General features: G+C 62.0%; 12 protein-coding genes and 1 pseudogene. 11 read left to right on the top strand and 2 right to left on the bottom strand.

Going from position 1 to position 14,840, the window contains the following annotated elements; genetic code table 11:
- Positions 1-393: 393 nt before the first annotated feature.
- From KCN53_RS13160 to KCN53_RS13180, 5 genes and pseudogenes are all read left to right on the top strand, one after another.
- Positions 394-576, top strand: a pseudogene (locus tag KCN53_RS13160) (IS6 family transposase); the annotation flags it as partial.
- A gap of 59 nt (positions 577-635) precedes the next feature.
- Positions 636-1,352 carry an IS6 family transposase gene (locus tag KCN53_RS13165; protein ID WP_088713747.1) on the top strand — a complete coding sequence of 239 codons (717 nt, stop codon included), beginning with the start codon at positions 636-638 and terminating at the stop codon, positions 1,350-1,352.
- A gap of 65 nt (positions 1,353-1,417) precedes the next feature.
- Entirely contained in the window at positions 1,418-1,948 is a 531-nt protein-coding gene (locus KCN53_RS13170) for a DUF5681 domain-containing protein (protein ID WP_088713746.1), read from the top strand.
- Positions 1,924-2,313 (top strand): DUF5681 domain-containing protein, encoded by a 390-nt coding sequence (locus KCN53_RS13175; protein WP_143712288.1) that lies wholly within the window; start codon positions 1,924-1,926, stop codon positions 2,311-2,313. Before KCN53_RS13170 ends, KCN53_RS13175 begins: the two co-directional genes overlap by 25 nt.
- A gap of 9 nt (positions 2,314-2,322) precedes the next feature.
- On the top strand, positions 2,323-3,039 hold the full coding sequence (locus KCN53_RS13180) for an IS6 family transposase (RefSeq protein WP_088713744.1): 717 nt from the start codon (positions 2,323-2,325) through the stop codon (positions 3,037-3,039).
- A gap of 48 nt (positions 3,040-3,087) precedes the next feature.
- On the opposite strand, the gene KCN53_RS13185 is transcribed toward KCN53_RS13180, so the two are convergent.
- Positions 3,088-3,726, bottom strand: coding sequence for a hypothetical protein (locus tag KCN53_RS13185; RefSeq protein ID WP_143712287.1), 639 nt, complete (start codon positions 3,724-3,726; stop codon positions 3,088-3,090).
- Positions 3,727-4,152: 426 nt separating this feature from the next.
- Positions 4,153-4,596: a redox-sensitive transcriptional activator SoxR gene (gene soxR / locus KCN53_RS13190; RefSeq protein WP_347707141.1), complete on the bottom strand. Its 444-nt coding sequence runs from the start codon at positions 4,594-4,596 to the stop codon at positions 4,153-4,155.
- Positions 4,597-4,778: 182 nt separating this feature from the next.
- Here soxR and KCN53_RS13195 point away from each other — a divergent pair, with 182 nt between their 5' ends.
- From KCN53_RS13195 to KCN53_RS13220, 6 genes are all read left to right on the top strand, one after another.
- A complete protein-coding gene (locus KCN53_RS13195; protein ID WP_088713741.1) occupies positions 4,779-5,948 on the top strand; it encodes an efflux RND transporter periplasmic adaptor subunit in 1,170 nt (389 codons plus the stop codon).
- A gap of 1 nt (position 5,949) precedes the next feature.
- Positions 5,950-9,045 (top strand): efflux RND transporter permease subunit, encoded by a 3,096-nt coding sequence (locus KCN53_RS13200; protein WP_088713740.1) that lies wholly within the window; start codon positions 5,950-5,952, stop codon positions 9,043-9,045.
- Complete coding sequence (locus tag KCN53_RS13205; RefSeq protein WP_088713739.1) at positions 9,038-10,453, top strand: efflux transporter outer membrane subunit; 1,416 nt, start codon at positions 9,038-9,040, stop codon at positions 10,451-10,453. Before KCN53_RS13200 ends, KCN53_RS13205 begins: the two co-directional genes overlap by 8 nt.
- Before the next feature lie 134 nt (positions 10,454-10,587).
- A complete protein-coding gene (locus KCN53_RS13210; protein ID WP_224199714.1) occupies positions 10,588-11,097 on the top strand; it encodes an RNA polymerase sigma factor in 510 nt (169 codons plus the stop codon).
- Positions 11,094-12,134, top strand: coding sequence for a FecR family protein (locus KCN53_RS13215; RefSeq protein ID WP_088713737.1), 1,041 nt, complete (start codon positions 11,094-11,096; stop codon positions 12,132-12,134). Before KCN53_RS13210 ends, KCN53_RS13215 begins: the two co-directional genes overlap by 4 nt.
- A 158-nt stretch (positions 12,135-12,292) precedes the next feature.
- Positions 12,293-14,782 (top strand): TonB-dependent receptor domain-containing protein, encoded by a 2,490-nt coding sequence (locus KCN53_RS13220; protein ID WP_172406336.1) that lies wholly within the window; start codon positions 12,293-12,295, stop codon positions 14,780-14,782.
- The last annotated feature ends 58 nt before the right edge of the window (positions 14,783-14,840 follow it).

Below are 14,840 nucleotides of genomic sequence, written 5' to 3' on the forward strand. Positions count from 1 at the left end.
TCGGGTCTTCTTCGACACGGAGGCGGGCGAAGTGGTATTCGAAGAGGCCGGCGGGTCGATCGTTCCCGCCTCTGCCTTTGCGGATGGCGGCATGGTTGCAGGCGCCGACATGGCAGCTGAGGCCCCGCTTGCCGAGCATGTCGATCTGCCGATGCAGGAAATCCTGATCGTCTGAAACCCGGGGGAGGGCGTGCCGGGGCGCTTCCCTCACCTGTCCATACACTGACGTGATGACGTGACCCCCAGCTTTCCCCCAGCTGGGATTAGAGCCGAGCCGGACTCTGTCAGACTAAATGCACCGCTGACGATCGGCGTCTAATTCGCTAGCGCGGATTGATGTCGACTTCCCGCAGATCAGCCAGCCCTTTTCGCTGCTTCAACTCGTCGGCGGAGGTGATCCGAGCGGCGGTCATGCTGTACGTCCGGTATCCGCTCAGCTTGCGAAACGTCGAGGACCTTCTCGCCGAGCGCGGCATCGACATCTGCCATGAGACGGTGCGCTTCTGGTGGAACCGGTTCGGGCCGATGTTCGCCAAGGAGATCAAACAGCGGCGCATGAGCTACATGCGCGGTTTCGGCTCTGTCAGACTAACTGCACCGCTGACGATCGGCACCTGATCCGCTAGCCCGGATCGATGCCCAGATCCCGCAAACCTGCGAGCCCTTTCCGCTGCTTCAACTCCTCGCCGGAGGTAATCCGCGCGGCGGTCATGCTCTACGTTCGGTTTCCGCTCAGCCTCCGCAATGTGGAGGACCTCCTGGCCCAGCGTGGTATCGACATCTGCCACGAGACGGTGCGGTTCTGGTGGAACCGGTTCGGGCCGATGTTCGCCAAGGAGATCAAACAGCGGCGTAGGAGCTACATGCGCGGTTTTCGCCAATGGAAGTGGCACCTCGACGAGATGTACGTCAAGGTGAACGGCGAGCAGCACTACCTCTGGCGTGCGGTCGACCACGAGGGCGAGATCCTCGAGAGCTACGTCACGAAGACGCGCGACAGGGCTGCCGCGCTGAAGTTCATGAAGAAGGCGCTCAAAAACTACGGATCACCGGAGGCGATCGTCACCGACGGGCTGCGCTCCTACGTCTCGGCAATGAACGCGCTCGGCAATCTGCCGAAGCAGGAGATTGGCCGGCACCTGAATAACCGGGTGGAAAACTCGCACTTGCCGTTTCGACGACGAGAGCGCGCAATGCTGCGCTTCCGCCAGATGGCGAGCTTGCAGAAGTTCGCCTCCGTGCACGCCAACGTCCACAACCACTTCAACTCCGAACGCCACCTCATCGACCGCCCGACCTACAAGACGCGCCGCTCGGCCGCCCAGGCCGAGTGGGCAAACCTCATGGCCTGAGCAGCCGCGGGGAAGGGGTGGGTTGTGCGAAACAGAGACAAGTTGTCATTAGTCTGACAGCACCGATGGCACGGTTTCAGAAGGGGCAGTCCGGCAACCCGAAAGGTCGTCCGCGGAAAGACCGTCACGCCGCGACAGGCTCGGCGTTCGACATCATTCTCGAAAAGCGTCTGACGGTCAGGCAAGGCAGCAAGCAGCGCGAGCTGACCGTCGAAGAAGCTCTCGAACAGCGCACTTATCAGGATGCGCTCAAGGGCGGGAAGGCAGCGCGAACGGCGGTCCTCAAGATGATCTTGAGACGCGAACGCGCGAAGGCAAAGCAGCGTCCGGCTCAGAGCCCCATCGATGTGAAAATCGAAAGGGTGGATCCCGAAAACGCCGACGCCGTCCTCCAGGTTCTCGGCATCGCCGCTCCTGACAAGACCTGGACAGAGAGCAAGCCGGGCGACCGCCAACGCCTGCTGCTCGAGCCGTGGGCCGTGAAGGCGGCGCTTGCGCGGCGGCGGACCTCCGTCAGCCAGCACGATCTTCTCGACCTGAAACGTTCGACGCGGGACGACGGGTCGATCAAGTGGCCAAGACCGGAGGCCTCATGAGCGGCGTCGGTTATGGAAAGCCGCCTGCCGGAACACGCTTCCAGAAAGGGCGATCCGGAAATCCGCGCGGCCGCCCGAAGAACCGGTTTCGCATGCTCCCGCACGAGGCGGTTCTCGGTCAGATGGTGACCGTACGCGAAGATGGCAGGGAGCGCCGGATTACGGCGGCCGAAGCATTTCTCCTGCACGTTACCAAGGCTGGATTGGGCGGAGACAGTCAGGCTGCGCGAACCGCCCTCAAAGCAATCGAGGAAGCGCGCGCCCAGCGGCCGCGAGACAAAGAGCGTGTGAGTGTCATCGTTTACAAGCCGATCGGGCACTGTCAGACTAAATGCACCGCTGACGATCGGTGCCTGATCCGCTAGCTTGGATCGATGCCCAGATCCCGAAAACCAGCCAGCCCATTCCGCTGTTTCAACTCGTCGCCCGAGGTGATCCGCGCCGCGGTCATGCTCTACGTCCGCTACCCTTTGAGCCTTCGCAACGTAGAAGACCTCTTGGCCGAGCGCGGCATCGATATCTGCCACGAGACGGTGCGCTTCTGGTGGAACCGGTTCGGCCCGGTGTTCGCCAAGGAGATCAAGCGGCGGCGCCGGTCATACATGCGCGGGTTCCGGCAATGGAAGTGGCATCTCGACGAGATGTACGTGAAGGTGAACGGCGAGCAGCGCTACCTCTGGCGCGCCGTCGATCACGAGGGCGAGATTCTCGAGAGCTACGTTACCAAGAAGCGAGACAGGGCTGCTGCCCTGCGTTTCATGAAAAAGACACTGAAGAATTACGGTACACCCGAGGCGATCGTGACGGACGGGCTGCGCTCCTACGTCTCAGCAATGAGCGCGCTAGGAAACAGCGGGAAGCAAGAGATCGGCCGGCACCTGAACAATCGGGTGGAGAACTCGCATCTGCCCTTCCGACGACGAGAACGAGCGATGCTGCGGTTTCGCCAGATGGCGAGCCTGCAGAAGTTCGCCTCGGTCCACGCCAACGTCCACAACCACTTCAATTCCGAACGCCACCTCATCGACCGCCCGACCTACAAGACCCGCCGCTCTGCTGCCCAGGCTGAGTGGGCTAACCTCATGGGTTGAGCACCGGTGGGAAAGGGGCTTGTTGTGCGAAACAGAGACAAGTTGTCATTAGTCTGACAGCACCCCTGCGCTGATAATTGCGCTTGCGGTATCGTCATACGCAGGAGTGGCAGCGGCTTTTATGAACTCGCTGCGCATAGCGAATTGCCGGCTGTTCGATTCGTCAGCTCCCATTACGCTAAGCGTTTCGACCAAATTTTTCTGCTGCGCCTTTTCACGGTACAAAACCATTTCCGAACAAGAGCGTGCAGTGTGTCCAATAGGGATCAGGACGAGGTTAGCGTCACTGCCCAGCCGATGTGCAGCCCAGCTTCTTGAAGTTTTGAAGCCACCATTGACTACAAATATTCCCCCCGCTTCTTCACCTTCAGGAACGAAGACATGTTTACCCCTGGGCATCAATTCTGACATATTGTGCGTCCACTTCGAATTGAGCACGCCCTCGTCGATTTCGAATTGAATCTTCGTCTCAACTACTTGGTAACGGAATTGAGAATTACACAATGTCGTCCCGTACCATTCGCCTACGAAGCGCTGGAAATCAGCTCTCGCAGCGGAGTGAGCGGGAAACATAGCGATAATAGCGGCCAGAACGAAAACAAACTTAACAAGCTGATTTCGGGGCCAAATATCGCTGGCTTTCATTGCTGTTTCAACCTCTCTAGCGCCGTTATAAGTAATGCGCATTTCCCGAAGACGCCCGTTTGCTTGCAACATAGGCGCGGTGCTGGCCCTCGATCAATCCTGATCGATTTTTTGGCGGTTCTGGTTCTTTCTGACTAGAGACACCACTGATGAGCGGTGCCTGATATGCTTGCGCGGATTGATGCCCAGATTAAGCAAACCCCGGAGTGCGTTTCACTGCTTCAACTCTTCTCCTGAGGTGATCCGAGGGGCGGTGATGCTCTACGTCCGGGATTCGCTCAGAATGCGTAACGTTGAGGATCGGCTCGACGGGTTCTGTCAGACTAAGTGCACGGCTGATCATCGGTGCCCAACTCACTAGCCTGGATACTCACCAGGATTAGACTGTCGGCTTCCGGTCCAAAGCCGTCAGATAATTCCCGAGCCGACGGGAAGTGATCTCAGCGTCATGCAAAGCGCGGGATCACTTCACGAATTAAGCAGATGTGCGCCTGGCCCTTCGGCCGCGAGGGCGTCTTCGGGATTGCGGAGGGGGCAGTCGCCAAGGCTGAGGCAGCCGCAGCCAATACATGTTTCCATTCGGTCGCGCAGCTGCACGAGACTGGTGATCCGCTCGTTCAGCTGCGCGCGCCAGGCCTCACTCAGTTCGTTCCACTGCGCCGCGGTGATCGGGCCGTTCGTCATCTTCTTCATATGCTCGCGAATGGTGGCCAGCGGTATGCCAGCCTGCTGGGCAATACGGATGATAGCGATGCGCCGTAAAATGCTCCGCGGATAGCGGCGCTGGTTTCCGGATGTGCGCCAGCCTTCGATAAGGCCCTTCCGTTCGTAGAAATGAACCGTGGAGACGGCCACGCCGCTCCGTTTCGCCACGTCTCCCACCGAAAGAACCTGTTCGCTCGTAATCGACACCAAGAAACCCCTTGACCTGAACTATGGTTGAGGTTGTATCAGTCCTGTCGGTCAACGTCCACGGGCCCGCTTCCGCGCGGCCAAGGCAGCAGGAGCCGACATGATTTTCTTTTCGAAGGCGCAGCATTCGCTGGCGCTCCGTTGCTTTTCGTCTGCTTTCTCACAGCGCGTGAGGTAGCGATATGGCGGACGCGATTAAAAACGGCTGGCAGCGCCTGACGGGACGTCAGAGCCGAACGATCCTTGTCACCGTCGTGCTCCTCGCTCTGGTCTTGGGCGGACTATTCCTGTGGCGCGCGGCGCGCACCGATCCGGGTCAGCCGCCTGAGCAGCAGCCGGTGCCCGTCGCGGCAACGATTGTTACTCCGCGCGATGTTCCGGCCTCGCTCGAGGCGGTCGGCACGCTGTCCGCCGTGAGGTCGGTCACGCTCTCTCCAGAAGTTGCTGGCCGGGTGACGGCGATCCGTTTCGAGGCAGGCGACTATGTCCAGTCTGGCGAATTGCTGGTCCAGCTCTTCGACGCGCCGGAACGCGCCGACCGGCAGGCGGCTATCGCGCGCGCCGAATTCACCCGCACTCAGGTGGCGCGTTCAGAGGAACTGGCGCCCACAGGAGCTGAACCGCGTGAGCTCTTGGATCAGCGGCGAGCGGAGCGCGACCAGGCCATAGCCGCCGTGCAGCAGATCGAAGCGCGGCTCGCTCAGAAGCGGATACGCGCGCCCTTTGCCGGACGGATCGGCCTCCGCCGGGTGGACCTTGGCGAATATCTCAATCCCGGCGACCCGGTCGCTACGTTGACTTCGCTCGATCGCCTCTATGTCGAGTTCGCATTGCCGCAACAGGAACTCGCGCGCCTTGATAGCGGCGCGGCTGTGACGGTCACGAGCGACGCCTTTCCCGAGCGTACATTTACCGCCCGGGTGAACGCCATAGAACCCGTGATTGGGGAGGAAACCCGGAACGTCACGGTTCAGGCAATCCTACCGAATCCGGATGGTGCGCTGCGGTCGGGCATGTATGTCACTGCCGCACTCGAACTTCCGCCGCAGCGGAACGCGCTGCTCGTGCCCGCCACAGCGATCCAGACGACAGCGAGCGGAAACAACGTCATCGCCATTCGCGGCGATACTCCGCGCGAGGGCGGTACCGCGGAGATCGTTTCCGTAGAAACCGGACGACGTATCGGCAATTCGGTACTCGTTACGAGCGGCCTGCAAGCCGGCGACATCGTCGTCACCGAGGGGCAGCTTCGCGTGCAGCCAGGGGCGCAGGTCCGCGTCGCACGCATCGTGCAGCGGGACCAGGCATCCGGCGCAAAGGCAACGGATGCAGCCGCACGGGAGGAACGCTGAGGTGGCCTTTACCGACATCTTCATCCGGCGGCCGATTTTCGCGATTGTCGTCAGCATCTTCATTCTGCTGATCGGCATCAGCGCCGTCTTTGGGTTACAGATTCGCCAATATCCGCGCATGGAAAGCGCGACGATCACCGTCAACACCGCGCTTCCCGGCGCGACGCAGGACGTGATGCAGGGCTTCGTCACCACCCCGATCGCCCAAGCGATCGCAACGGCGGACGGCATCGAATATCTGATCTCCACCTCGACACAGGGAAAAAGCAACATCTCCGCCAAACTGGTGCTGAACGCCGACGCCGACCGCACCATGACGGAGATTCTGTCGAAGGTGCAGCAGGTGAAATACAGGCTGCCCGAGGGTGTTACAGACCCGGTCATTTCGAAGATTACCGACGGCGCCTCGGCGGTCCAATATATCGGCTTCGTCAGCGATACGATGGAGGCTCCCGAAATCGTCGATTTCGTGAATCGCGTCGCGACGCCGCTGATCACTTCCGTGCCAGGCGTTGCATCGGTCGAAGTAAATGGCGGCGCGCCGCTCGCGATGCGGGTCTGGGTCGACCCGGTGAAACTCACCGGCCGCGGCCTGACCGCGGGCGATGTCGCAGCCGCCTTGCGCACCAACAATGTGCAGGCCTCCCCCGGCCAGCTCAAAGGCGAAAACACTGCGATCAACATTACCGCCGCTACCGATCTGCGCGACGTCGAATCCTTCCGTCAAATGGTGCTGAAAAGCGGCGACGGCAGTCTGGTGCGCCTGGGCGACGTCGCGACGATCGAGCTCGGCGGCCAGAACTACGATGCGCTTGCGCTGGCCGATGGAGAGCCCGCGATCCTGCTCGCCGTCTCGCCGACCCCGGACGGCAATCCACTGGAAATCGTCGCCGGCATCAACGACTTGTTGCCGCAGCTTGAGCGCGTAGCGCCGTCCGGCCTCACCGTGAAAAGCATGTTCGACCGAGCTCGCTTCGTGGATGCCTCGATCGAGGAAGTCGAGCATACGCTGATCGAGGCGGTGGTCATCGTTATCGTCGTGATCTTCCTGTTCCTGGGCAGCGTCCGCGCCGTGATCATTCCGGTCGTGACCATTCCGCTATCGCTGCTCGGCACGGCCGCGCTGATGCTCGCGTTCGGCTTCTCGATCAACTTGCTGACCTTGCTCGCAATGGTGCTCGCCATCGGACTGGTGGTCGACGACGCGATCGTCGTGGTAGAGAATATCCACCGCCATATCGAGGAGGGGGCAAAGCCGATCGACGCCGCCCTGCTAGGCGCGCGCGAGATCATCGGACCGGTCATCGCCATGACCATAACCCTGGCGGCCGTCTACGCGCCCATCGGCCTGATGGGCGGGCTTACCGGCGCGCTATTCCGCGAATTCGCCTTCACGCTTGCCGGTTCGGTGATCGTTTCCGGCGTAGTGGCTCTGACTTTGTCACCGATGATGAGCAGCCGGCTGCTCAATTCGCAGCTGGGCGAAAGTCGCCTTGAAAAGAGTATCGAGCGGACCGTTCGCGGTCTTACCCAGCGCTATGAGCGGCTGCTCGGCCGCACGCTGAACGCGCGCGGCGCGGTGCTGATCGTCGGTGTGGCTATCCTTGGCGCGACGGTCGTCTTCTTCACCGGGGCGAAGAGCGAACTCGCCCCGCAGGAAGACATGGGCTACGTCTTCACGCAGACCAAAGCTCCTCAATATGCGAATGTGGATTACACCGCTCGCTTCAGCCGCGAGGTGGAGGATCTGTTTCACGAGATTCCGGAATATGCGGGCAGCTTCTTCGGCATCGGCGGTCCGCAGGGTGCCAATATCGGCTTTGGCGGGATCATTCTCGAACGCTGGGACGATCGTGAGCGCACGGCCGAAGACGTTCAGGCGCAGCTGACCGGAATGACCGCCGGGGTCACGGGCGTCTACGCAACCGCGTTTCAGGATAGTCCGCTACCCGCAGGGAGCGGGGGCCTGCCGGTGCAGATGGTTATCCGTTCCGCCGACGACTTTTCGCAAATCTACAAGACGCTCGAAGCCATCAAGGGGGCGGCCTGGGGAAGCGGGCTGTTCGCTTTCGTCGACAGCGATCTCGCCTTCGACAGCCAAGAAGCGCGTATTGTCATCGACCGCGCAAAAGCTGGCGAACTCGGCGTCAGCATGACCGACATCGCCGATACGCTGGCCCTCCTGGTCGGCGAGAATTACGTCAATCGCTTCAACTATCGCGACCGCTCCTACGACGTCATCACGCAGGTGCGCCGGAGGGACCGGCTGACGCCCGCAGATCTGGGACAGTTCTACGTCCGCACCAGCGAAGGTGGGCTGGTCCCGCTCTCAACGGTAACGCGCGTCGAAGTCATGCCGCAGCCGAACCAACTGCCCCAGTTCAATCAAATGAACTCGGCGACGATCTCCGCAGTGCTGATGCCGGGTGTAACAATGGGTCAGGCCGTGGAATTTCTCGGCAGCCAGCAGGTACCCGAAGGCACCAATGTCGACTGGCTGTCGAACAGCCGTCAATACGTGCAGGAGGGTAACCAGTTGACGATTTCGTTCGGCTTCGCGCTGATCGTGATCTTCCTCGTGCTGGCGATCCAGTTCGAGAGCTTCCGCGATCCGCTGGTGGTGCTCGTCACTGTTCCGCTAGCCGTCTCGGGGGCGTTGTTGCCACTCTATCTCGGCTTCACCACGCTGAACATCTACACCCAGATCGGGCTTGTGACGCTGATTGGTCTGATTTCGAAGCACGGCATCCTGATGGTGTCTTTCGCCAACGACATGCAGCGTGATGAAGGTTGGAACCGCACTGAGGCGATACATCACGCCGCCGCGGTGCGTATGCGGCCTGTGCTGATGACCACGGCCGCCATGGCAGCGGGTCTCGTTCCGCTCGTCTTCGCCAGCGGTGCTGGGGCCGCGAGCCGTTTCGCCATCGGGATCGTCGTCGTCATGGGACTGCTGATCGGCACGCTCTTTACGCTCTTCGTGTTGCCGACGATCTACACGCTGATAGCCGCGGATCACCGCTCTGAGAACCAGGAGAGATCGGATATCGCGGGGACCGGCAATTCCGCGAACGAAGGAGAGCCCGTCCATGCGTAAGCTTGCATTCGTCCTGGCGATGCCACTCCTTGCAACCGCCTGCGCGGTCGGCCCCGAATATCACGCTCCCGCGACCGCGACCGCCGACTGGTCGGAGCCATTTGTCACGACCGCGGCGAAGATCGATCCTACCGCCGACCTGCCGGACGACTGGTGGCGGCTCTACCGCGACCCGGTTCTAGACGATCTCGTGGCCCGCGCTTTGGCGGCGAACGCCGATCTGCGTGTCGCGGCCGCCAACCTTCAGCGGGCTGAGGCTGTTCTGAGCGAAGCTCGCGCAGGTCGCCTGCCATCGACAACGGTCACGGGCGGGGTTTCCTACGGCGACGTCACGCAGATCGGCGGCGGCGAGCAGGGGGGCGTCACCAGCCTGGGCGGCACGCAGTGGTCGGCAAATGCCGGGTTCGGTGTCGACTGGGAGGCCGATATCTTTGGCCGCATAGGCCGGACAGTGGAAGCTGCGCGCGCCGACGCCCAAGCAGTTGAGGCGGCACGGGATAGCGTGCGCGTTCTCGTCGCCGCCGAGACGACCCGCGCCTATTTCAATGCCTGCTCATACGCCTTCGCGCTGGACCTTGCGCGCCGCTCTTACGCCGCCAGCGCGGATAGTCTCGAACTCATCGAGACGTTGGAGAGAGCCGGCTCCGTCGGTATGCTCGATGTCGAGCGCGCAGGCGCGGCGGCCGCCGCCGCCCGCGCGGACATTCCGTCACTAGCCGGTGAACGGCAGGCGGCTCTGTTCGAGCTTGCCGCCCTTCTCGGCACTACGCCGGACGATGTGCCTGAAGCCGCGCGCCAATGTGAGATCCCCCCCACTCCGATTGCCGACCTGCCCGTAGGTGACGGCGCCGCCCTTCTACGGCGGAGGCCAGACCTGCGCGAAGCCGAACGCCGGCTCGCCGCGGATACCGCCCGGATCGGTGTGGCTATGTCGGACCTGTATCCCACGGTCAGCTTCACCGGCCTTGGCAGCTTTTTTCGCAGCGACGCCGTACGTGGCGGCGATTCCTTCTCCTTCTCGCTCGGCCCGCTGGTCTCCTGGAACTTCCCGAATGCCAGCGTTGCGCGTGCGCGTGTCCGCCAAGCGGAAGCCCGGCAGGAGGCTTCCCTCGCAGTCTTCGACGGAACTATCCTCACTGCCCTGAAGGAAGTCGAACAAGCGCTGGCTCGTGTCGCCGCCGCACAGAAGAGGCTGGAGTCGCTGGAAGAGGCCGCCACGCGCGCCGAACGGGCATATGAATTCGCGGAGTTGCGCTACAGGGCTGGCTCCGCAGCCTATCTGGATGTCCTCGTGGCCCAAGCGGATCTGCTCGACACCCGCGCTCTATATGCCAACCAGCTTCGTACGCTGGCATCTACCCGCGTCGACCTGTTCAAGGCGCTTGGTGGTGGTTGGCATGTGGAGTAGCCGACAGCACCGCCATTTCCCAAATCCAACTCCTGCCGGAATTTGCCGTCCGCTGAAAATATTGCTGTCCGATCCGCTTCCCTGCGCGTCATATGCGGAAAGGAGCCGGAAAGGGCGGGAGAGACGTTGGCGGCGTGACCGGCGAGACGATCAGCGATCAGGTACGGATCGGCCGCAAGTGGCGGCCGGCGCTGATGTCCTATTTCCTGCGCCGGGTTCGTGACCATAACGAGGCCGAAGACCTGACCCAGGAAGTGTTCGTCCGGCTTCTCGCCCGGCATGACGAGGTCGAAAGCTCGTCCGACGCTTATGTCTTTCAGGTTGCTTCGAACCTGCTGCGGGACAGGGCGCGGCGCGCAAAGGTTCGTGCCGACTATCGGCAGGCGATCGGTAGCGCCGAAGGTTTGGGGGTCGAGCCGCTCGATCCTCACCGGGTTGCGGCGGGCCGGGACGCGCTCAAGCAGCTCGTAGCCGGCCTCGAAACCCTGCCCGAGCGGACCAGAACGATCTTTGTTCTCTATCGGATCGAGAATATGGGCCTTGATGTCATTGCTGATAGCTTCGGGATTTCGAAAAGCGCTGTGAAAAAACATGTTCACAAGGCGATGACCGTCCTTATGCGGCGGCTGCGGGCGAGCCGATGAAACTCGTCCAGAATACGGACCCGACCGAGGGGCGCGACGAGGAGGCCGCAGCCTGGTGCCTCCAGCTGGCGGAGGACCGGCTTAGCGAGGACGATTGGCGCGCGTTCGACGCGTGGCGAGCCGATGAGGATAACGCGGCGGCGCTGCGCGACGCGCTGGATGCCTGGCAACTCGTCGACAGCGCTGCCGAACTGCCGCAACTGATCCGGGCCCGGACGGTCGCTCTCAACAGCTTTCGCCGGGCGAACCGTCGGCGGTGGCATCCCGCCGGCCTCTCGGGCTGGAAACTGCCTACCGCGACGGCCGCGGCGCTTCTGGTGGCCTTGGTGTCGGCGCTGTTCCTGCTCCGCGGTGGTCCCGAGGTCTATGAGACCGGGATCGGCGAACGGCGGGTGGCAGTGTTGGAGGACGGGTCGAGATTATCACTTGATGCCGCAACACGGGTCGAGGTGGCGTTCGATGAAAATCAGCGCGAAATCCAGTTGCTGGCGGGCCGCGCGAAGTTCGATGTCGCAAAGGATGCACTGCGACCGTTCAGCGTGATCGCGGACGAGAAGGTCGTGGTCGCAACCGGAACGTCGTTCAGCGTCGAGCTGCTGCAGGCACAGGCGCGGGTCATATTGTTCGAAGGCACGGTCGAGATCCTGGAGCGGGAGGACGGAGGCTTGCTAGGTGATGGTCCGTCCGGCGGTGAGCCGTCGGATCCCGCAGCAGGAATCAACCTGGAACCCGGCAGGGAGATGATCGCCGCGCGAGGCGGCGCCGACGTCAGCATCTCTCCCGTGGACCTGCGTCACGCCGGGTCCTGGGTTTCGGGGCAGATCAGTTTCGAAGACGAAGTGCTCGGTTCTGCGGTCGAACGGGTCAATCGCTACTCCGACGAGAAGATCATCGTCAGCGGGAACGTGGCGGGTGAGGTCCGTGTCAGCGGCGTGTTCGACGCCGGGGACAATGAGGCGTTTCTGGAAGGTGTTACCGCGTTCAACGACTTGCAGGTGCTTCGCCGCGAGGGTCAGATTATCCTGTTAAAGAACTGAAAAAGTAACGATCCTGAAAACTTTTCTGTCCGCAAAGACATGTCATGCGTCTTACCTTGCACCTCGCCACATGGCGCTGGTCTCAAGGGGGGTAGTAAATGACCGGTAAGCGGATTCGTCATTCTTTTCTGAGTGGTTTCTCTGTCGTTGCAGCGGCAATGGCTATGGTAGAAGCTGCGCCTGCCCACGCGCAGGAGGAAACCTACAACTTCAACATACCGCAGCAGGACCTGGAATCGGTGCTGCGCCAGTTCGCTGCCGAGTCCGGACAACAGGTCACCTTCGACGCTGCGGTCGTCCGCGGATTGCAGGCTCCGCCCCTCGAAGGCGATTTCACTGCGAGGGAGGCCCTCGACTACCTGCTTGCGGAATCCGGACTGAGAGCGCGCAAGGGGCGGTCGGGCCTGTTCATCGTCCAGTCGGCGACGACCCAGGGCGCTGCGGAAGGCTACCGGACAGTTCCTACGCGCACCGCAGGCGCCACCAGTGCAGCGGCGAATGTCATCATCGTGACCGCGCAGAAGCGCGGCGAGGCTCTGGAAGACGTGCCGGCTTCGATCAGCGTTCTGACGAACCGAGAGATCGAGGGGCGCAACATCGTCGGCATGGAAGACTATCTGAGCACCGTGCCCGGCGTTTCCTTCGTCGGCACCGGTCCTTCGCTCAATCAGATCATCATTCGCGGCGTAGGAACCACCCTGTACGAGCAGGCCACCACCAGTTCCTATTTCGGAGAAGTGCCCCTTACGGACTCGATCAGCGGGTCGGGTGAGGTCGGCGGCACGACGTCGGATCTCAAGCTTGTGGATGTCGAGCGCGTCGAAGTGCTCAAGGGTCCGCAGGGCACATTGTTCGGTGCGGGGTCGATCGGCGGCGTTGTCAGGACCATACCCGTCGCGCCGCGTTTGAACGAGGTGAGCGGCAGCCTGAAAGCGGGATATGGTCTTCTCGATCGGTCGGACGAGGACGACACGACGCTGGAAGCGGTCCTCAACCTGCCCCTCGTCGATGACCGGCTGGCCCTGCGCGTCGTCGGCTACCGGATGGAACGCGGCGGCTATGTCGAGCGGGTGAGCACGCCGGAGCTCGAAGCCGAGTCCGCGCGTACCGGACTTCCCGTCGACCTTGGACAGGATCTTGGCGATCTTCTGTATGTCGGAGGCCGGGCTGCGCTCCTCTGGCAGGCGACCGATCGTCTGTCGGTTACGGTGACGGCAGCTACCCAGACGCTAGAAGAGGACGGGCCCGCCGTCGTCGATCTGGATCTCGGAGGATACCAGAGCCAGCAGCTCCGGACGCCCGGCGCAGAAGAACTCAGCGAGAGCGAGTTCTGGTTCGTCAACGCGGTCGGCGAATATGATTTCGACTGGATGAGCGCGACCGCCTCATACACCCATATCGACGAGGAGAAGGTTCGGCAGGAATATTCCGAATACAGCTCGCTGGGCGCGCTTCTCGGGTTCTCCGCCGACAAGCAGGGCGACATCTTCGAGCTCAGATTTGCCTCGAACCTCGAAGGACCGCTCCAGTTCGTTACCGGCGTCTATTACGAGGAATTCAGTCGTCGGCAGGATCAGGTCGCCGAGTGGGGCGGGTTGGAAACCGAGACTCCGTTCGGGCTGCCCATCCTCGATTCCAGTCCAGGGCCGAACGGCCTGCCGGTCATCTGGAGATACCCGATCAACAAGTTCGAGACGCTCGATCAGAAGGCTGTGTTCGGTGAGGTATCCTACGAGATTATTCCGGCCCTGACGCTGACGGGCGGGGCGCGCTGGTTCAAGTACAACCGCGACCTGCTGAGCCTCGGCAACGAGTTCTTCTCCGTTGCCGAAGTCACCCAGTCGGGCACCAAAAAGGACGGCACGACCTTCAAGGCAAGCCTCTCATACGAGCCGACAGAAGATTCCCTGCTCTATGCGAAGTGGGCCACCGGCTTTCGGCTCGGCGGCAGCCAACTCGTGCCTCCAGCGTCCGTTTGCGACGTCGACAATGACGGCAATCTCGACTTCACCAACGCCCCGCTACGCGACGGATATGATTCCGACGAAGTCGACAGTTACGAGATCGGCGGCAAGCTGAATCTCAATTCGCGCGCGCGTGTCAGTGCGGCGGTCTACCGGAACGACTGGAACGGGATTCCGGTCCTGGTATCGGACACGTCCGATACATGTCCCGGCTTTCAGTCGGTAACGGCCAACGCCGGCGGCGCGCGAACCCAGGGTGTAGAGGTCGAAACGACGATCGACCTTGCCGCAGCGTTGCAGCTGAGCGGCGCCTTTTCCTACACCGATACCGAGTTTCTGGACGACGGTATCGGCCAGGAAGGCGACCGGCTGCCGTTATCGCCGGAGTTCACCTATTCGCTCGGCCTGCTCTACGACTTCACGCTTGGCGCGCACGATGCCTATGTGCGGGCAGACTATTCCTATGTGGACGGCTTCAAGACGAACGCGACGGACACCTATCCACGCGTTCAGTCGCGCTCGCTTGTCTCTATGCGGGCAAGTGTCGACCTCGATCCATTGACGGTCTCGCTCTACGTCCAGAATCTTCTCAACGATGACGCGCTCGTGGCGCCGGACAATACGCTCATCGGTCGCCGTCTGAGGCCCCGGGTGATCGGAGCCGAGCTGGCATACCGCTTCTAGCCGAGCCCCTTCCGGACCCGGTCGCCGACAGACTGCGGCGCTCGCCGGGTCCCATTTT

It is taken from the genome of Pacificimonas aurantium, assembly GCF_020092905.1.
Classification (GTDB): domain Bacteria; phylum Pseudomonadota; class Alphaproteobacteria; order Sphingomonadales; family Sphingomonadaceae; genus Pacificimonas; species Pacificimonas aurantium.